This is a genomic window from Pseudomonas sp. McL0111 (assembly GCF_052567255.1).
Window position 1 is genome coordinate 1312462 of the sequence record NZ_CP199585.1, and the last position, 17655, is coordinate 1330116.

General features: G+C 59.6%; 16 protein-coding genes and 1 tRNA gene. 4 read left to right on the plus strand and 13 right to left on the minus strand.

Annotated features, from left to right (window positions below; genetic code table 11):
- Positions 1–76 precede the first annotated feature (76 nt).
- Complete coding sequence (gene desA, locus ACTWLJ_RS05965) at positions 77–1261, plus strand: delta-9 fatty acid desaturase DesA (RefSeq protein WP_445180208.1); 1185 nt, start codon at positions 77–79, stop codon at positions 1259–1261.
- Positions 1262–1492: 231 nt separating this feature from the next.
- Positions 1493–2482 (plus strand): GGDEF domain-containing protein, encoded by a 990-nt coding sequence (locus ACTWLJ_RS05970; RefSeq protein ID WP_445180209.1) that lies wholly within the window; start codon positions 1493–1495, stop codon positions 2480–2482.
- 135 nt (positions 2483–2617) lie between these two features.
- On the opposite strand, the gene ACTWLJ_RS05975 is transcribed toward ACTWLJ_RS05970, so the two are convergent.
- The 3 genes from ACTWLJ_RS05975 to gabD all read right to left on the minus strand — a co-directional run bounded on the left by ACTWLJ_RS05975 (position 2618) and on the right by gabD (position 6875).
- Positions 2618–3829 carry an HDOD domain-containing protein gene (locus ACTWLJ_RS05975; RefSeq protein WP_445180210.1) on the minus strand — a complete coding sequence of 404 codons (1212 nt, stop codon included), beginning with the start codon at positions 3827–3829 and terminating at the stop codon, positions 2618–2620.
- A 140-nt stretch (positions 3830–3969) separates the two neighbouring features.
- Positions 3970–5247 (minus strand): 4-aminobutyrate--2-oxoglutarate transaminase, encoded by a 1278-nt coding sequence (gabT, locus tag ACTWLJ_RS05980; RefSeq protein ID WP_401210866.1) that lies wholly within the window; start codon positions 5245–5247, stop codon positions 3970–3972.
- 185 nt (positions 5248–5432) lie between these two features.
- The gene (gene gabD / locus ACTWLJ_RS05985; protein ID WP_401210863.1) at positions 5433–6875 is read right to left on the minus strand and encodes an NADP-dependent succinate-semialdehyde dehydrogenase; all 1443 of its coding nucleotides are present in this window, start codon (positions 6873–6875) and stop codon (positions 5433–5435) included.
- 442 nt (positions 6876–7317) lie between these two features.
- On the opposite strand from gabD, the gene ACTWLJ_RS05990 reads away from it, so the two are divergent.
- Positions 7318–7394, plus strand: a tRNA-Arg gene (locus tag ACTWLJ_RS05990).
- Positions 7395–7455: 61 nt separating this feature from the next.
- Here the strand turns inward: ACTWLJ_RS05990 and ACTWLJ_RS05995 are convergent.
- From ACTWLJ_RS05995 to ACTWLJ_RS06025, 7 genes are all read right to left on the minus strand, one after another.
- On the minus strand, positions 7456–7755 hold the full coding sequence (locus ACTWLJ_RS05995) for a type II toxin-antitoxin system RelE/ParE family toxin (RefSeq protein ID WP_445180211.1): 300 nt from the start codon (positions 7753–7755) through the stop codon (positions 7456–7458).
- A gap of 8 nt (positions 7756–7763) precedes the next feature.
- Positions 7764–8063 (minus strand): type II toxin-antitoxin system Phd/YefM family antitoxin, encoded by a 300-nt coding sequence (locus ACTWLJ_RS06000; RefSeq protein ID WP_445180212.1) that lies wholly within the window; start codon positions 8061–8063, stop codon positions 7764–7766.
- Positions 8064–8257: 194 nt separating this feature from the next.
- Positions 8258–8527, minus strand: coding sequence for a hypothetical protein (locus tag ACTWLJ_RS06005; RefSeq protein WP_445180213.1), 270 nt, complete (start codon positions 8525–8527; stop codon positions 8258–8260).
- A 20-nt stretch (positions 8528–8547) separates the two neighbouring features.
- A complete protein-coding gene (locus ACTWLJ_RS06010; RefSeq protein WP_445180214.1) occupies positions 8548–9153 on the minus strand; it encodes a hypothetical protein in 606 nt (201 codons plus the stop codon).
- A complete protein-coding gene (locus ACTWLJ_RS06015; RefSeq protein WP_445181321.1) occupies positions 9150–9731 on the minus strand; it encodes an RNA polymerase sigma factor in 582 nt (193 codons plus the stop codon). Before ACTWLJ_RS06015 ends, ACTWLJ_RS06010 begins: the two co-directional genes overlap by 4 nt.
- A 29-nt stretch (positions 9732–9760) precedes the next feature.
- Positions 9761–11446, minus strand: coding sequence for a vWA domain-containing protein (locus ACTWLJ_RS06020; protein WP_445180215.1), 1686 nt, complete (start codon positions 11444–11446; stop codon positions 9761–9763).
- 88 nt (positions 11447–11534) lie between these two features.
- Positions 11535–12095: a YbhB/YbcL family Raf kinase inhibitor-like protein gene (locus ACTWLJ_RS06025; protein WP_401210846.1), complete on the minus strand. Its 561-nt coding sequence runs from the start codon at positions 12093–12095 to the stop codon at positions 11535–11537.
- 139 nt (positions 12096–12234) lie between these two features.
- On the opposite strand from ACTWLJ_RS06025, the gene ACTWLJ_RS06030 reads away from it, so the two are divergent.
- Positions 12235–13758, plus strand: a complete 1524-nt coding sequence (locus ACTWLJ_RS06030; protein ID WP_445180216.1) for an FAD-dependent oxidoreductase — start codon at positions 12235–12237, stop codon at positions 13756–13758.
- Positions 13759–13770: 12 nt separating this feature from the next.
- Here ACTWLJ_RS06030 and pgaD read toward each other — a convergent pair whose 3' ends face one another.
- The 3 genes from pgaD to pgaB are packed head-to-tail and all read right to left on the minus strand — an operon-like array spanning position 13771 to position 17649.
- Positions 13771–14298 carry a poly-beta-1,6-N-acetyl-D-glucosamine biosynthesis protein PgaD gene (gene pgaD / locus ACTWLJ_RS06035; protein WP_445180217.1) on the minus strand — a complete coding sequence of 176 codons (528 nt, stop codon included), beginning with the start codon at positions 14296–14298 and terminating at the stop codon, positions 13771–13773.
- Positions 14295–15650 carry a poly-beta-1,6-N-acetyl-D-glucosamine synthase gene (gene pgaC, locus ACTWLJ_RS06040; RefSeq protein WP_401210838.1) on the minus strand — a complete coding sequence of 452 codons (1356 nt, stop codon included), beginning with the start codon at positions 15648–15650 and terminating at the stop codon, positions 14295–14297. Before pgaC ends, pgaD begins: the two co-directional genes overlap by 4 nt.
- Before the next feature lies 1 nt (position 15651).
- Positions 15652–17649 carry a poly-beta-1,6-N-acetyl-D-glucosamine N-deacetylase PgaB gene (pgaB, locus tag ACTWLJ_RS06045; RefSeq protein WP_445180218.1) on the minus strand — a complete coding sequence of 666 codons (1998 nt, stop codon included), beginning with the start codon at positions 17647–17649 and terminating at the stop codon, positions 15652–15654.
- Between the last annotated feature and the right edge of the window lie 6 nt (positions 17650–17655).

The following is a 17655-nucleotide window of genomic DNA, read 5'->3' on the forward strand; positions in this document are numbered from 1 at the left end:
AGGGTGACTGGTTTTATCTGTGTGCTTAGTGATAATGCAACGGCTGTTTTTATCTTTATCGAGGGCCCTATAGCCTATGTGGTACGAAGGTTTTCTTGGCTTGTCGGCCTGGTCATTGGTCGCTGTCACCCTGCTGATGACCCACGTGACAATTATTGGTGTCACGGTCTATCTGCACCGTTACTCGGCCCATCGCTCGCTGGAGCTGAATGCTGGCCTGAAACATTTCTTCCGCTTCTGGCTGTGGCTGACCACGGCGCAGAACACCCGCGAGTGGACGGCCATCCATCGCAAGCACCACGCCAAATGCGAAACCGAAGATGACCCGCACAGTCCGGTGATCAAAGGTCTGTCCACGGTGCTGCGCAAAGGTGCCGAGTTGTATCGCGCCGAAGCCGAAAACCCCGAGACCCTACGCATCTACGGCAAGAACTGCCCGGAAGACTGGATCGAACGTAACCTCTACAGCCGTTATCCGTTGCTGGGTGTGGCGATCATGGGTGTTATCGACCTGCTGCTGTTCGGCACCATCGGCATCACCATCTGGGCGATCCAGATGATGTGGATTCCGGTGTGGGCTGCCGGCGTCGTCAATGGTCTCGGCCATGCCGTCGGCTACCGCAACTTCGAATGCCGCGATGCCGCAACCAATCTGGTGCCGTGGGGCATCCTGATCGGTGGCGAAGAACTGCATAACAACCATCACACCTATCCTAACTCGGCCAAACTGTCGGTGAAGAAGTGGGAGTTCGACCTCGGCTGGGCGTGGATCAAAGTCTTCAGCTTCCTGCGTCTGGCCAAGGTGCAGCGGGTTGCGCCAATTGCCCACCGCGTCGAAGGCAAGGGCAATCTGGACATGGACACCGCCATGGCGATCCTCAACAACCGTTTCCAGATCATGGCCCAGTACCGCAAGCTGGTGATTGGCCCGCTGGTCAAACAGGAACTGGCCAAAGTCGATCACTCGGTGCGTGACCAGTTCCACCGAGCCAAACGCCTGCTGTCGCGGGAAACCAGCCTGCTCGAAGATCGTCATCACCTGCGCATCCAGAACATGCTCGAACACAGTCAGGCACTGAAGGTAATTTACGAAAAACGCCTGGCTCTGCAGCAGATCTGGGTCAAGACCAGTGCAAATGGCCACGACATGCTCGCGGCGATGAAGGAATGGATTCACGAGGCCGAGTCCAGCGGCATCCATTCGCTGCGCGACTTCGCCAACCAGCTGAAAACCTACTCGCTGCGCCCTGCAGCCGTCTGATTGTGGCGAGGGAGCTTGCTCCCGCTCTGCTGCGCAGCAGTCGTAGAACCTGACACCGCGTTTTGAAAAACAAAACGCGGTGTCGGTACCGCCCGGCGGGAGCAAGCTCCCTCGTTATCAAAGCGCGGAACTTAGCTCAAAAACCCCTATCTCAAAGACACTTCGCCACCCCCGGCGGGCTTATTGGTGGCCGCTGTCGTCATACGCGGCACGCCCTTTGAGACAGTGTCGATGGTCAACAACAATCAAAAAGACTCATCCCTCCCGCAGTGGCCCGAAGCCGCGCAAACCCTCATGGCGTTGATGCACGCTCAAGGCGAGGTCGCCCGCCTGAGCGAACGGGAACAACTGTTCAGCTCTTTGCTGGTCAGCGTCAACGCGGTGCTTTGGGCCTTCAACTGGGAAACCCGTCAGGTGCTGTACGTCAGCCCGGCCTATGAACGAATTTTCGGGCGCTCCGCAGGGCTGTTGCTGGCGGACTACAACCAATGGCGTGACAGCATCTATCCGGACGACCTGGACTACGCCGAGCAAAGCCTCGCCCAAGTCCTGCACAAAGGCGCGGTGGAAGATCGCGAGTACCGGATCATCGCCGCCGATGGCCAGGTGCGCTGGCTCAGCGACAAGTGCTTCATCAATCGCCAGGAAGAACCCGGCCAGCCAGTGATCATCGTCGGCATCGCCGAAGACATCACCGACAAGAAGCAGATGGAAACCGAGCTGCAACGCCTGGCCACCACCGACGTGCTGACCCAGAGCAGCAACCGTCGGCACTTCTTCGAATGCGCCAACCGCGAGTTCGAACAGGCCCGTTTGCAAGGTGCGCCACTGGCCTTTCTGCTACTCGATATCGATGACTTCAAGGTCGTCAACGACACCTACGGTCACCCCGAGGGCGACAACGTCCTGCAACGCATCGCCGAGTGCGGGTTAGCGTCTCTGCGGCGCGGTGACCTGTTCGGACGAATTGGTGGTGAGGAATTTGCTGCCGTGTTCCCGGGGTGTGCGCCAGATATGGCCATGCAAGTGGCCGAACGACTGCAACGAGAAATTCAGCGCTTGAGCTTCAGCCATGACGGTCAGGCATTCGGCATCACCGTCAGCCAGGGCCTGACCAGCCTCACCCCCGAGGACGAGAACCTCGACAGCCTGTTCGCCCGCGCGGATGCGGCGATGTATGAAGCCAAGCGCCAGGGCAAGAACCGGATCGTCTCTGGCTGAGCCCATAGGCAGCCCAACCCAAAAACCTGTGGGAGCCGGGCTTGCCCGCGATGAGGCCAGCACATCCAGCCAAGATGTCGGCCAATAATCCGCCATCGCTGGCAAGCCAGCTCCCACAAGTTATGCGGTGGGGGGTTATTTACGCATCCGCATCAGTTCCGGCAGACCGATCTTGAGCAGTCGTGCCGTACGGCTTTTCGCCAACTCCTCCACGCCTTCATGCTCGGTCAATCGGGCCATCTGCGCCGCCATGTTCATCACCAGCGCTTCGCGGGAATACACGCCGCCACCGAGCTGGTAAACCGAAGCAATCAACTCACGCAGTTCGAGCGGCAGACGCCAGCGGGTTCGCAGTGCCGAGCCGTAAGCCGCACCAAATTCCGCCAGCGCCTCGCCGACCTCTTCCAGTTCATCCAGCTCACCGCCCGCCTGCTGCCATTCCTGCAAACAGCGCAGCAACGCCAGATCACCCAGTCGATGCAGCATCCCCGCGCAATAGCAGCGTTCCTGATCCAGATCGAGCAGGCGTGCCAACGTGCGCGCGTATTCAGCGGTGTGCAGTGACAAGCCCCAATAACGCTCGGCGTAATCCGCCAGACAAGGATCGCTGAGTTTTGCACTGCGCTTGAGCGCCAGCCCCAGAATCAGGTTCATGCTCTGCCCGGTGCCGAGCCGATGCAGCGCCTGTCCCAAGGTCTGCACTGGCGTGCTTTGATGTTGCGCTGCACTGTTGGCCGCCGCGATCAGCACGGCGGTGATCTGCGGATCAGTGCGAATTTCCTGCTCCAGCAGGTTCAGATCCAGACCATTGGGATTCAGACTGCGTTTGACCGCCACTTGCACATCGGTCATCAGTGGCGCGCCATCGGTTTGCTCGCGCCGCCGTTCGAGGAACACCGACAGGGTCATGCCCGGCGCTAGCGTCGGCACTTCGCAGAACACCTCTTCACCGGCATTCAGCAGCAAACCCTGCAAGCGCTCGGTCAGGCTCTCCATGTTCAGCGGTTTGGTCAGGTACGCCGTCGGTGCCAACGGCAACGCTTCGCGCACGCTGGCGCTGTCGTTGCGACTGCTCATCAGAATGAACGGCAGAGGTGGATTGCGTTTGCGCTGACGCACACTGCGCAACACGCTCAGACCATCAATGCCGGGCAACTCCCAATCGACAATCGCCAGGTCATACGGCACTTCGCTGAGCAGCGACAGAGCTTGTTGACCATCGGCACACAGATCCAGCCGCGCATCGCAACGTACGTTAAGCAGCACTTGTTTGAGCAGATCCCGAGACCACGGATCAGCCTCGGCGATCAGCACTCGGGGTACGGCGGGTAATACAACGGCAGTCATGCGCGCTCTCCCTTGCAATGCCTGAACCTTAGCCAATGCTGGCCTTTCGATACAGCGCTAAAGCAGTCGAAGTGTTTCAGGGGCATGAAAAAACCCGCCGAAGCGGGTTTTTTGTCGATCCGATCACACAGTGCCGGGGCTTACAGCTCCGAGAAGCACTCTTCGATGATCGCCAGACCTGCGTCCAGTTGCTCGTCCGGCGAGGTCAGCGGTACGAGTACGCGCAGAACGTTGCCGTAGGTGCCGCAGGACAGCAGGATCAGGCCCTTGTCGCGAGCCTTGGCCACAACCGATGCCACAGCAGCGGCGTTTGGCTTGTGGCTGTCGCCGTTTTCGAACAGCTCGACCGCGATCATCGCGCCCAGGGCACGGACTTCACCGATCACCGGGTACTTGGCCTGGATGGCTTTGAGGCCAGTGACCAGACGCTCGCCGACTGCCTTACAGCGGTCCAGCAGGTTTTCTTCTTCGAACACTTCCATCACGGCCAGAGCCGCGGCGCAAGCAATCGGGCTACCGGCGTAGGTGCCGCCCAGGCCGCCTGGAGCGATGGCGTCCATGTACTCGGCTTTACCGCAAACACCGGCCAGCGGGAAGCCGCCAGCGATGGATTTGGCGAAAGTGGTCAGGTCGGCGCTGACGCCCATCTGTTCCATGGCGAAGAAAGTGCCGGTACGGCCAGCGCCGGTCTGCACTTCGTCAGCGATCAGCAGGATGCCGTGCTGGTCGCACAGGGCACGCAGACGCTTCATGAATTCTTTCGGCGCAACGTAGAAACCACCTTCGCCCTGAACTGGCTCGATGATGATCGCAGCGATGTCTTTCGGCTCGGCGTCGTTCTTGAAGATGCGTTCGATGGAAGCGATCGAATCATCAACGCTCACGCCGTGCAGTTCGTTCGGGTATAGCGCGCGGAAGATGCCGCCTGGCATCAGGCCCATGCCGGCCGAGTAAGGCACGACTTTACCGGTCAGACCCAGAGTCATCATGGTGCGACCGTGGTAAGCACCGGTGAAAGCGATCACGCCAGCACGGCCAGTGGCGGCACGGGCGATTTTCACGGCGTTTTCTACAGCTTCGGAACCGGTGGTGACCAGCAGGGTTTTCTTGTCGAAATCACCTGGCACCTTGGCGTTGATTTTTTCGCACAGCTCAACGTACGGCTCGTAGGCCAGCACCTGGAAGCAGGTGTGAGTCAACTTGTTCAGTTGCTCGGTCACGGCGGCGATGATTTTCGGGTGCAAATGGCCGGTGTTCAGTACAGCGATACCGCCGGCGAAGTCGATGAATTCACGACCTTCAACGTCAGTCACGGTCGCGTTCTTTGCCGACTCGGCGAAGATCGGGTGAATCTGGCCTACACCACGTGGAACAGCTGCGGTACGGCGGGCCATCAGTTCAGCGTTAGTCTTGCTCATTACAGTCCTCATTCGCCGCTCATCGGGCGGCGTGGTTCAAGGATTAAGCGGGAGGAATCGACGGTGGCAGCATGCGATGATCGACTGCCACGGCGTTCCCGGCCGCAGAGAAAATTCCGGTTTGAAGCGACGCAAAGGGACAGCGCTCTCGTGCCCTTTGCGTTTATAGCAATGCCAGGCCGGGCTTAGATGCCCAGGCAGAGGTATTTGATTTCCAGGTAATCTTCGATGCCGTACTTGGAGCCTTCACGGCCCAGGCCCGAGGCCTTGATGCCGCCGAACGGCGCGACTTCGTTGGAGATCAGCCCGGTGTTGACGCCGACCATGCCGTATTCCAGGGCTTCAGCCACACGGAACACACGGCCCAGGTCGCGAGCATAGAAGTACGAGGCCAGACCGAACTCGGTGTCGTTGGACATCGCGATCACTTCGGCTTCGTCTTTGAAGCGGAACAGCGGCGCCAGTGGGCCGAAGGTTTCTTCCTTGGCCACGGCTGCGTTTTTCGGCACGTTGGTCAGGATGGTTGGCTCGAAGAAGTTGCCTTCCATCTGCTTGCCACCGGCCAGCACGGTTGCGCCTTTGGCCACAGCGTCAGCGATGTGCTCTTTGACCTTGGCCACGGCTTTTTCGTCGATCAGCGGGCCAGTGGTGGTGCCGTCTTCCAGACCGTTGCCGATCTTCAGTTTGGCGACTGCCACTTTCAGCTTCTCGGCGAACGCGTCATAGACCGAATCCTGAATGTACAGACGGTTGGCGCAAACGCAGGTCTGGCCGTTGTTGCGGTACTTGGAAATGATCGCGCCTTCGACGGCCTTATCCAGGTCCGCGTCGTCGAACACGATGAACGGCGCGTTGCCGCCCAGTTCCAGCGAGACTTTCTTGATGTCCTTGGCGCATTCAGCCATCAGTTGACGACCGATTTCGGTCGAGCCGGTGAAGGACAGTTTGCGCACGATCGGGTTGCTGGTCAGCTCGCTGCCGATGTCGCCGGCGCTGCCGGAAACAACGCTGAACACGCCCGCAGGAATGCCGGCACGCTGGGCCAGTTCGGCCAGAGCGAATGCGGAGAATGGGGTTTGCGAAGCAGGCTTGAGCACCATGGTGCAGCCAGCGGCCAGTGCCGGGCCGGCTTTACGGGTGATCATCGCGGCCGGGAAGTTCCACGGCGTGATGGCCGCGGTAACGCCGATTGGCTGCTTGATCACGATCAGACGCTTGTCCGGCTGGTGGCCCGGGATCACGTCGCCATAGATGCGCTTGGCTTCTTCGGCGAACCACTCGATGAACGAAGCGGCGTAAACGATTTCGCCCTTGGCTTCGGCCAGCGGCTTGCCCTGCTCGAGGGTCATCAGGCGAGCCAGGTCGTCCTGGTTCTCGATCATCAGTTCGAACCAGCGACGCAGTTTGCCCGCACGTTCCTTGGCGGTCAGTGCACGCCAGGCCGGCAGTGCCTTGTCGGCGGCTTCGATGGCGCGGCGGGTTTCGGCAGCGCCCATCTTTGGCACGGTGCCGAGGATCTCGCCAGTTGCCGGGTTGTTGACCTTGATCGTCTGACCGTTGTCCGCGTCTACCCAAGCGCCATCAATGAAGGCTTGCTGGCGGAACAACTGGGTGTCTTTGAGCTGCATGTCGGCTTTCCTTAACAGCACCGCGACAGACGCGGAGCAGAATTATGATTGTAGAAAGGCGCCTCGCAAGGCTGCCGTCAGGGAAATCATTACCGGGTTGAAGCACTTTATCAGCGCACGGCTAGCAACACGTGCGGCTCGGCACCCGGTCAAAGAGCGTTTGAAATCTCAAACGAATCCTAGGATCAAAGGGGGTAAAGGACAATAGGCCGTTCGAAAAAAAGAACAAAAACGCCGCTTTTGCTGAATTTTTCAGATCAACGAGCCAAAAGCCCCGGTCGCAGGCAAACGATAGATCAGTCCCGCCAAAGCGCCAAACGAGCCTTTTGCAGAACGTTACAGCTTTATGGAATGCAGCCGCTGATCCGACATTCGCACTGACAATACGTGCTAAAACCCAGCATGGACGCCCCGAGCCGACCTAGGTATGATGTCGCCCGCTGCACCAGTAGCTCAGCTGGATAGAGTACTGCCCTCCGAAGGCAGGGGTCGTGGGTTCGAATCCCGCCTGGTGCACCATAGATAGAAACGAAAAAGCCTCAGATTTCACGGTCTGGGGCTTTTTTGTGGGCGATGTCTTTCAAGGCTGATTGTTGCTGTTGAGTTCAAAGAGCCGGGCGAGGTCTTGCGCGCTATGCAGAACGCGCTCTATCAGGATGTCGCCCTCTACGATCGAGTAGAAAATCAAGTATCGGCCGTGAGTGATCATTTTCAGCCCCTTGGCACATTCCTCTCGGGAAACACCTTGATTCGGCTGGGTGGTTAGCTGCTCACACCTCACACGCAACTCGCTAACGAAAGATCGGGCACGTCCAGGATTGTCGCGAGAGATGTAGCGGGCAATCTGCTGCAAATCGTCGCGGGAAAGTGCAGAAAACAACAACCGCCTCATCGGCGATTTTGCTCTGATTCGATGTCATCTATAAGCGCATCAAGCTCAGAAAAAACGGTGTCGGCTGCCACGGCCGGACGTGGATCATTGCGACTTGCAGCAATCGCCTCGCGCAATTCAGCGGCTCGCAGACGATCCAGCAATTCCTGATAAGTCGCATGCGCCAGCAGGTAGGCAGCGGGACGATTATGGTTGAGAACGGCGATGGGCTCTAAGCCGGCCTGCTCGATCACAGTGCTGGGGCTGCGTTTCAGTTCGGTGATACTCACCGAGCGGCTAGCAAGCAGTTGCTCCATGACGCCTCCAAAGGTACAAAAAATAGTACCTTATAGTGCTCTTTTTTGAAGTTGAGGGTCAACGAGCAAATGATCGGCGTAACGTCAGGAATCAATCGCAGGCGGGGGTAATCAAAGGCGAAGCTCCAGCATGTCGGAAGCCACCGGAACAGAGGTTTGGATATGTATAAACGCGAATGATCGGCAAATCACCCTCACTCCGTCGTCCAATCAAACTCGTCGTAATCCTCATCCTCGTCTTCTTCCTCCTCAACCTCCTCGTCATAAACGTCCTCTTCCAGCACGTCTTCTTCCGATTGGTTCAGCAGAAATTCCTTACGAGCTTCGGTAATCGCTCGCCGCATCTCCTCGCCCTTTTCCGGGCAGTTGAGGAGTTGGGCGATGCGGTCGATTTTCGGTGCCACTTTGTTCTCCAGCGCATCGGCAATGCCCCGATAGTGCGCGTTTTTGCGGGGCAATGCCAAATTGCTGGGGGTTGCTGTGATCAGTTTTCTTGTAATTGTTTGAGTCGTGCGTCGAGATCGGCGTTGGGGTAGCGTTTGTGCAGGTTGTTGAACAGCGTATCGGCCGCTTGCGACTGCCCGGATTCACGCAGGCGCAGGACTTCTTGTAGTTGCTGGTCCAAGCCATTGGCCGGGGCGGCGGCGCGTTTGCTGGTCTTGGCTTGGTCGGCCATGTCCGCGCTGATCGCTTCGCTTTGCATCGGTGCGGCCATTTCCATCATCGGCGCGGGAGCGCGCATGCCGCCTGCCGGTGCGGCCAGCGATTGCGCTTCCGGCGCTTGTTTTTTAGCCAGCGGTGCAGCGGGTTTCGCGGCCGGGGCGAAGTCGTATTGGGGTAGCGGCTCGGGAGCGCGCTGCACCAGTGACAACATCAATGCCACGCCGACCAGGCTGGCGAACGCCACTTGATAACGCGGTCTCTGACAGGCTTGCAGCCAGCGCTGCCACAGGCTCGGCTTCGGCGCCGGGGTTTGCCGGTGGGCGGCATCAAGAATAAAGGCATCAAGACGCGCCGATGGCTCAGCGTTGTGTTGCTCACGATAGTGCTTGAGCAGTTGTTCTTCGGGTGTCGGGCGGGCGTCAGTCATGTCAGTACCTCCTCGGCCAGCAGCCGACGCAGCTTTTGCTGGGCGTAGCGCAAACGGCTTTTGACTGTTTCCAGCGGTGTTTCGGTGAGGCTGGCGATTTGCGCCAGATCAAGATCGCCGTGGGCACGCAGCAGAAAGACTTCACGCTGGTCAGCGGGCAGGATTTGCAGGGCATTTTCCAGGCGTTGGCTGTCACGGCTGAGATTCAGTAATTGCTCGGGATCACTTTCCTCATCGCTGACAGCGTGAACCTGCTCGTCATAGCTGTCATGCAAAGGTTGATGGACGCCGTGCTTGCGCCAGTGATCGATCAATCGATTGCGGGCAATCTGGAACAGCCACGTACGAAATGTCGCCCGCCCCTGTGGCTGACTGCTGCTGCGGATCAGACTCAGCCAGGTTTCCTGATAGACCTCTTCAGCCAGTTCTGGCTTGCCACTCAAACCCAGCAAGAACCGATACAAACCCTGGCGATGGCGGGCGTACAAAATCTCGAACGCCACACCGTCGCCTTCACGATAACGCGCCAGCAACGACTCATCGCTGCTGGCGGCGGGGCTGTCTGCGGGGGCAAACAGCTGACTGATAAAACCTTTCAAACGGCTCACTATTCAATCCGTCGTTCGGTCGGCATCACGTTCGATGCGGTTGAAGTACGCAGGCTCTGCGCCAGTTCCACCAGTTGCACGAACTCATTGCGCAGACCGAAACGATCATCGCCCCGCGCACTTCGGGCCAGTTTTTCGGTGTCTTGCAGGCTGAAATCGCCGGTATAGCGACCGTCCTTGAGTTGCTGGGAAAACGCCGCGACCGCAGCGGCAAAACGCAGATCCTCGCTGGCCGGGTTGACCTGATTGCTGATCGGGTGCTCGATCAAAAGACTTTTCCCACCTTCCGGCGACTGATATCGCACACGCAGCATCGCCATCTCTCCTGTGTTTTCAGACATTGCGACAGCAGCCTTGCCGTAGCGCAGCGGCTCCAGCCAGCCCTTCTCGCCTGTCGGGACAATTTCATACAGCGCTGTCACCGTGTGTCCTGCACCGATTTCACCGGCATCGACCTTGTCGTTGCTGAAATCCTCACGCTTGAGCGCGCGGTTTTCGTAGCCGAGCAACCGGTATTCACTGACCTGCGCAGGGTTGAACTCCACCTGCAACTTGACGTTTTTCGCCACCACCGCGAGGGTCGAAGCGAGCTGATCGACCAGCACTTTGCGCGCCTCGCGCAGGTTGTCGATGTAGGCATAGTTGCCGTCACCGGCGTCGGCCAGTTGTTCCATCAAGTGTTCATTGTAGTTATCCACACCGAAACCCAGGGTCGTCAGGGAAATCCCGGTCTTGCGCTTATCCACAGCCATTTGTTTCAAGCTGTCGAAGTCGCTGACACCGACATTGAAGTCACCATCGGTGGCCAGCAGGATGCGGTTGATGCCTTTGGCGATGAACGCCTGTTGCGCCATCTGATAGGCGAGTTCGATACCGGAAGCGCCTGCCGTAGAACCACCCGCCGTCAGTTGCTCGATGGCGGTACGAATTTTGGCTTTTTCGCGACCGGATGTGGGCTCCAGCACCACGCGCGATTCGCCGGCATACACCACCAGCGACACCCGATCCTGTTCGCGTAACTGATCAACCAGCAGTTTCAGGGTGCTTTTAACCAGCGGCAGGCCTTCGCGGCGATCCATCGAACCGGACACATCCACTAGAAACACCAGATTCGCCGGAGCCAGCTCCGCCACCGCACGGTCAGAGGCCTTGATGCCTACTCGCAGCAATCGCGTGTGCGCATTCCACGGGGTGGCGGCCAGTTCGGTGGTCACGCCGAACGGCGAGCCATCGCTGGGCAGTGCGTAGTCGTAGGGAAAATAATTGACCATTTCCTCCAGCCGCACCGCGCCTTCCGGCGGCAAGCGGCCCTGATTGAGCAAACGGCGGACGTTGGCGTAGGCGCCGGTATCGACGTCGGCACTGAAAGTGGAGACCGGGGTTTCGGCGACGGAATGGATCGGGTTGTCGGCCAGCGCTTGATATTGCTCGCGCTGCTCGTCGCGATAGCCCTGTGGATAACTTTCGCCTGCCGGCATTGGCGCAAAACTGGCCATCGGCGCTGCACCCGCACTGCGCTTGGCCATCGCCACATCAGCCTTGAGCGCTTCATGTTGAATCAACACTTGCGGCTGCGCTGGCGCGGGAACGGCGGCAGATTGCGGATCGGAAGTAACGCCGCAGCCAGCAACGGCGAGCAATACGCCGACCGCCACGGGCCGCAGGAAAGATACAGGGAGAGACATGGGGGCTGACCTCGGGATGAAATTGATCCATTCATCCTCTGAGACGGGCCGCCCCTTCAGTTCGGGTTAAACCCCGCTGAAAATATTTTCAGCGGTGATAACGCCGTACCGCACTGCTGTTGCGCAGCACATGACCTTTGATTTTTTCCATCAGCTCGGCGCGGGTCAGACCGGCCGGCAACGCGTCTGGAGCCAGATCAAGGGCGTAGATCTGAATGATGTAGTGGTGCGCGCTGTCGCCGGTCGGCGGGCAAGGGCCCATGTAGTGCGTATTGCCTTTGCTGTTGGTGCCGCCGACGCCTTCGAAAGCGGACTTGGCACCGACACCCGCCGGGATCTGCCGGGTGGTGGCTTTGATGCCGTAGTGAATCCAGTGATCGACGCCCAGGCCTTTCTGGCCATCCGGATCGTGCATGACGATCGCATAGCTTTGGGTGGCTGCCGGTCCGGCATTCCAGCTCAGCGCCGGCGACTGGTTCTTGCCGCCGCAGCCTGCCGCGTCGCTGGCCGCAGCCGCGGTGAACAGGCGGTTATCCGAAACGCCGGGGATGCTGAGGGTGAAGCGCTCCTGGGCCTGCGCCGGAAACTGCACGCAAAGGGCGACGGCAAGGGCCGCCAGCCAAGGGTTGAGAGTGGTCAATCGGGTCATTCCGGGAGCACCTTGTGCAGTTGGGCCGTCGTCGGCTTGCAAACTATAGCTGTACCGTTCGTGCCGTGGCAGTGGCAATTGGCTGAACCTCGCACTGCGCCGCAAACTCGTAAGAGAAATGCCCGCGAGGAAGCCGAATATGTCCCTGCACCATGTCGCCCGTTTCGCCGATGTTCCTGAAGACCATGGCCTGCAAGTGCAGATCGGTGATTGCAAGATCGTACTGTTACGCGTCGCAGGCCAATTACGCGCCTTTCAGGGCGAATGCCCACACGCCGGCGCGCCATTGGCTGACGGTGCGTTGTGTCACGGACGTCTGATTTGCCCATGGCACAAGGCTGCGTTCCGCGCCGAGGACGGCAGGCTGTGCGAGCCGCCGGCCCTCGACAGTCTCAAGCGTTATCCATTGGAACTGCGCGGCGACGAAGTCTGGGTCGATGACCAGCCGATTTCCGATCCGCACGCTCCAGCCGCGGATGATTCCCGCACGTTCATCATCGCCGGTGCCGGGGCGGCAGGTACCGCGTGTGCCGCGGCACTGCGCGAGAAGGGTTTTGGCGGACGCATCGTGATGATCGATCACGAGCCCGAGGCCGGTTACGACCGCACGGTGTTGAGCAAGTTTGTACTCGCCGGGGACATGTCGGCCTCAGAGACACCCGCATTGCGCGATCAAGGCTTCTACCAAGAACAACGCATCGAACGAATTCACGGCGAAATAACGTCGATTGATGCTCAAGCGAAAACCCTGCATCTGAACGATGGCCAAAACCTGCAATATGACGCGGCAGTTCTGGCTACCGGCGCCACACCCAACACACTGGAGTTGCCGGGTGCCGATCTGCCGCAAGTGTTTGTCCTGCGCTCAAGGCAGCAGGCCGAACAGATCATGCGCGGCACCGAACCCGGACAACGGGCAGTGATCATCGGTGACAGCTTCATTGCAATGGAATGCGCCTCGGCGCTGCGCCAATACGGCCTCGAAGTCACTGTGCTCGCACGACATGCCATTCCTTTCGCCGCGCAATTCGGCGAAGCCGTGGGCAAAGCGATCCGCCAACGGCATGAAGACCACGGCGTGAAATTCATCACCGAACACCAAGCCCAGGAAATCGTCGGCGACGGTAAAGTCGAAGCGGTGCTGCTCGACAATGGCTTGCGCATCGCTGCGGATCTGGTTCTGACCGGGATCGGCGTGCGCCCGGCGACTGAAGCTTTTGCCGCGTTGCCAAGAGAAAAAGACCTGTCATTGCGCGTCGACGGCGGTATGCGCGTGACCGATGGCCTGTGGGCGGTTGGCGACATCGCCACCTTCCCGTTAAACGGTCAGCCACAACGCATCGAACACTGGCGCCTCGCCCAACAGCATGCGCGAATCGCTGCTGCCAATATGCTCGGCGCCGAGGAACACTATCTCGACGTGCCGTTTTTCTGGACCTGGCATTTCGGCAAGAACTACGACTATCTGGGCCACGCCGAGCAATGGGATCAGATCGAGTTCATCGGAGAGCCCGAGCAACCGCCCTTCATTGGCCTGTTCGGCAACAAGGGCCTCGTGGTGGCCGCGATCGCCTGCGAGAAAGAGCGGGCAATGGCAATGCTCGCCGAACGCATGAAACAACCACTGCCCATGGATGAAGCCTGGAAACTGATCCGCGACTAACGAAAAACCGACTCAGCGGTTCGACGGTTCACGATTATCATCATCCTCGGCATGCAGAAAGATCGTCCGCGGATTTTCCAGCGGCGCCAGCGGCGGCGGCAACTCGGCCTGTTCAACCGGCCAGAAATGCGTCACCACATGGCTGATGTCGCCTTCCTGATCGTTGTGAATGGTCATCACCCCGGGCGTGCGCAGTTTCTGCAAACGGTCATCGTTGAGTCTGAAACTCTTGCTCAGCCCATCGTCATCAACCACCGGCGCCGGCAAACGCCGCTGAGCGAAGCTGCGGCTTTTACGCTGTTGATAACGCGCCCAGGAAATCAGGATCACCGCGTTGACCAACGCTACCCACAGATAAATATGCAGGGTGCCCAGCGCTTCGAACGCCGAGTTGTCGATGCGCGGCCCGCCCGCATGGGTTTCGATCAGTGGCCACAGCCCTCTGACCAGCAGAAACAGCAGGCCAACCCAGGCCAGCAGCGTGAGGATCACGTCGATCACGACCAGGAACGGCCGCTGGCGAGTCCGGATGATTTTCATTTGATAACCTCCTCTTCGTCATCGCCGACCGGTTTGATGCCCCGGTCAGGACTGACCCAGCGCGCACGTTTCTGATGTTGGCCGAACAGCACTTTGGGAAAGCTGACCAGCGTGGTGAGCAGGCTGATAAACCAGAACACCAGGGGATACCAGACCACCCAGAACATGGTTTTGCCCAGACCCGGTTCGTAACGCCGATCGATGATGATGCTGATCGCGAACTGCACCAGACAAACGAACGCCAGCAACAACCCGGTAAACGCCGGAGGCATCAGGTGATCGACGGCGATGGCTTCCGGCATGACCACAAACTTGCCGACACCCCAGAAAATCACCGACAACAGAAAGGTGAATGCCCAACCGGTCGACAGGCAATACTCGAACAGCAATGGCCACAGATAACGGTGGCGGTACTGCCAGATACCGCGAATATTCTTGAACAACACTTCCGCGCCACCCTGCGCCCAGCGCAGGCGCTGCTTCCACAATCCGCCGAGGGTTTCCGGCATCAGAATCCAGCACAGCGCACGCGGTTCGTAAAAGATGCTCCAGTGGTCGAGTTGCAGCTTCCAGCTGATATCGATGTCTTCGGTGATCATGTCCGGGCTCCAGTAGCCGACCCGGTTCAACGCCGTACGGCGGAACGCGACGATCACCCCGGACACCGTGAAGATTCGCCCGAATACCCGCTGCGTGCGTTTGATCAGACCGATGATCGAAGAGAACTCACCGACCTGCACCCGTCCGACCAGCGTCGAACGCGTACGAATCCGTGGGTTGCCGGTCACCGCACCAAGGCGTGCGTTGTCGAGCATTGGCGCTACCAGATAGGCCGCAGTGTTCGGCGCGAGCAGCGCATCACCGTCGATGCACACCAGATATTCACTACGGGCGGCGATGGCGCCCATGCGCAGGGCGACAGCCTTGCCCTGGTTTTCCGCCAGATGCAGAACCCGCAGACGTGGATCTTCCTTGGCGAGCGCATCGAGCACTTGCGCGGTGTTGTCCTTGGAACCGTCGTTGATCGCGATGACTTCGATGTTCGGGTAATGCTGGGCCAGCGCGGCGTGAATGGTATCGGCGGCGTTGTCACCTTCGTTGTAGCAAGGGATCAGAATCGAAATCAGCGGCTCGCCGGCCAGTGGCGGCGGCAAGGTGTCGTCCTTCCACGGCCAGTGCCGTTCCCAGTGCAGCCAGAAATACAGGCCACCGGCAATCCACAGCCCGGACATGAACAACGGGTAGAAAAACACGAAGTCCATCAGGAACTGCCCGGTCACCAGGAAGATCAGCCCCAGCGGGACGCCGAGGACGATCGCCAGAACAAGCAGGGCTAACAGTCTATCCAGCATGTCATGGGTTCCATTTGTTGGAGAGCGCAGGCCGCACGGTTTTCAGGTCCGGCAGGTTGTCGAGGAAGTTGTCCGGGTAGTAACCGAAGCTGGTTGCACCCTGACGCTTGAGGCGGCCCATCCAGTCCGCCAGTTGCGCACCATCGATGTCGGCCTGATCCTTCTTCGTCCAGTCCCTGGCCTGCAATTCGAACACGGTGCGATCCAGCGCACCGGGGCGTTTCTTCACGGTGGCGACCAGCGCCTCCAGCCATGGGCCGGATTGCGCCTGGGTCTGTTTTTCCATGAGCGGCATGGCCATCGGCGCCGTCCAGTCGTAGGTCACGAGGAAGTCATCGAGGTTCTGCGCAAACCACGCTTCGCTGGCCGGGTTGAGCATCGGTTCGGCAAAGATGTTGCGCGCGGTCAGTACCTGCGGGCCACGAATGGCGCGGACCTTGGCTGTCAGCTCGTTGGTGAAGTCGATCAGGTAGCGGCTCTTGAAGCGCGTCCAGCGCTGCATCGCCGCCGGATCATCGCGAAGCGCGGCAATCGAACCCGGCAAACCGTGCGCCGCGTAAGCCTTCAGCGCCTCGGGACTGGCGTCTTCAAAGTCCGAAAGCACTGCGTCATCGTGATAGAGAATGCCGTCCACAGAGGTCAGGCGTGCCACGTCTTCGTAGATTTCACCGATGATCCGCCGTACTTCGGGATCGAATGGCGACAGACGCTTGTACTGATCCGGGTCCACCGAAGTGGTACCGGTTTTCGGGTCCCAACGGGTCACGCGTGGCAACTTGGCGTCGAGGCCGAAACTCAGCACCGGCATCCACGCGAAGACTTTCACATGGGCCCGAGTGCGCAGTTGCCAGGCCACGCGGTCGAAAAGATCCGCACGCACCGGCAGATGACGATTGGGGAAGTACAGCGAGTGCACCAGGCCGTCACCCTTAGGATCGGCGAAGGCTTGCAGGAATACCGTATTGGCACCTAGGTCAGCCATGCGCTGCACCAGTTTGCCGAGGTTGATGTCCTGTTGCGCCGGGTCAGGGTCGTAAACGTTGTCCAGATCGACATGCACCACGCGCATGGCGAAATCGGACTGCACCGCGACGACGCTGTTGGCAAAATGCTCGCCGTCAGGATCGGAGGCGACGAGGAAACGCGGGCTGCTCATCAGGTTGTCGAGGGCGTCGAGACCGTCGTCGAGGGTCAGGGCCATTTCGTAGCCCTGCTCGCCGACCACGGTCAACGAAGTACCGTCCGCCGTGCCGTACGGCCAGACCCAGATGCGCGGTTTGTAACCGGTGACCTTGCGGATTTTTTCCGAGATGGTAGCCACGTCGGTACGAATCCGTGCACGGAAATCCTCTTCGGATTCGTAGCGTTTGGTCACCGGGTCATAGCGCCGGGTCGCCGCCGCAGGCTGCATGTTGCCCTGCGGGTTAGCGAGGATGCCTTTGTGGCTGGCATCGGTGTGAGCGGCAATTTCCACCAGCCCGGATTGCGAGATTTCCCGCACCTGATCCCAGGTCAGGAAGTCGGAGCGCGCACGCGGCGTACCGGCGAAGTCCACCGGCTGGTTCAGCGGTGTATCGATCCAGGTGCCGACCGGCGCCAAAAGCGCGTGCCAGTTGTAGGCGCGCAAAACCGGTAGCACGCGGGTATAGAAGCTTGAATAGCCGTCGTCGAAACTCAGCAGAATCGCTTTGGCCGGCAGCTCGGGGCCACCCTTGCGCGCCGCCATGATCTGGTCGACCGTCACCGGTTTGTAGCCGTTCTCCCGCAGCCAGGCGAGTTGCTCGATCATGCGTTCGGTGCGCACCGCCACCACGGCTTGATCGGGATCGCGGTCTTCGATGTCGTGATAGGCGATGCCCAACACATGATTTTTCGGCCACGGTTTCTCGCTGGCCGCCACCGGTCGTTCGGACGGCGGCGCGAAGGCCGGGGCTTGCTGGGCACAGGCGCTGATCAGCAGCACTCCCAGCAGAAGGATGAAACGCGAAATCAAAGGCATCTTCAA

Excerpts from the sequence above, each read along its gene's own strand:
- gabD (WP_401210863.1), bottom strand. The coding sequence starts at position 6,875 with ATGCAGCTCAAAGACACCCAGTTGTTCCGCCAGCAAGCCTTCATTGAT.
- ACTWLJ_RS05970 (WP_445180209.1), top strand. The coding sequence starts at position 1,493 with ATGGTCAACAACAATCAAAAAGACTCATCCCTCCCGCAGTGGCCCGAA.
- ACTWLJ_RS05975 (WP_445180210.1), bottom strand. The coding sequence starts at position 3,829 with ATGACTGCCGTTGTATTACCCGCCGTACCCCGAGTGCTGATCGCCGAG.
- ACTWLJ_RS06030 (WP_445180216.1), top strand. The coding sequence starts at position 12,235 with ATGTCCCTGCACCATGTCGCCCGTTTCGCCGATGTTCCTGAAGACCAT.
- desA (WP_445180208.1), top strand. The coding sequence starts at position 77 with ATGTGGTACGAAGGTTTTCTTGGCTTGTCGGCCTGGTCATTGGTCGCT.
- ACTWLJ_RS06000 (WP_445180212.1), bottom strand. The coding sequence starts at position 8,063 with ATGGAGCAACTGCTTGCTAGCCGCTCGGTGAGTATCACCGAACTGAAA.
- gabT (WP_401210866.1), bottom strand. The coding sequence starts at position 5,247 with ATGAGCAAGACTAACGCTGAACTGATGGCCCGCCGTACCGCAGCTGTT.
- pgaB (WP_445180218.1), bottom strand. The coding sequence starts at position 17,649 with ATGCCTTTGATTTCGCGTTTCATCCTTCTGCTGGGAGTGCTGCTGATC.
- pgaD (WP_445180217.1), bottom strand. The coding sequence starts at position 14,298 with ATGAAAATCATCCGGACTCGCCAGCGGCCGTTCCTGGTCGTGATCGAC.
- ACTWLJ_RS06020 (WP_445180215.1), bottom strand. The coding sequence starts at position 11,446 with ATGTCTCTCCCTGTATCTTTCCTGCGGCCCGTGGCGGTCGGCGTATTG.
- pgaC (WP_401210838.1), bottom strand. The coding sequence starts at position 15,650 with ATGCTGGATAGACTGTTAGCCCTGCTTGTTCTGGCGATCGTCCTCGGC.
- ACTWLJ_RS06025 (WP_401210846.1), bottom strand. The coding sequence starts at position 12,095 with ATGACCCGATTGACCACTCTCAACCCTTGGCTGGCGGCCCTTGCCGTC.
- ACTWLJ_RS06010 (WP_445180214.1), bottom strand. The coding sequence starts at position 9,153 with ATGACTGACGCCCGCCCGACACCCGAAGAACAACTGCTCAAGCACTAT.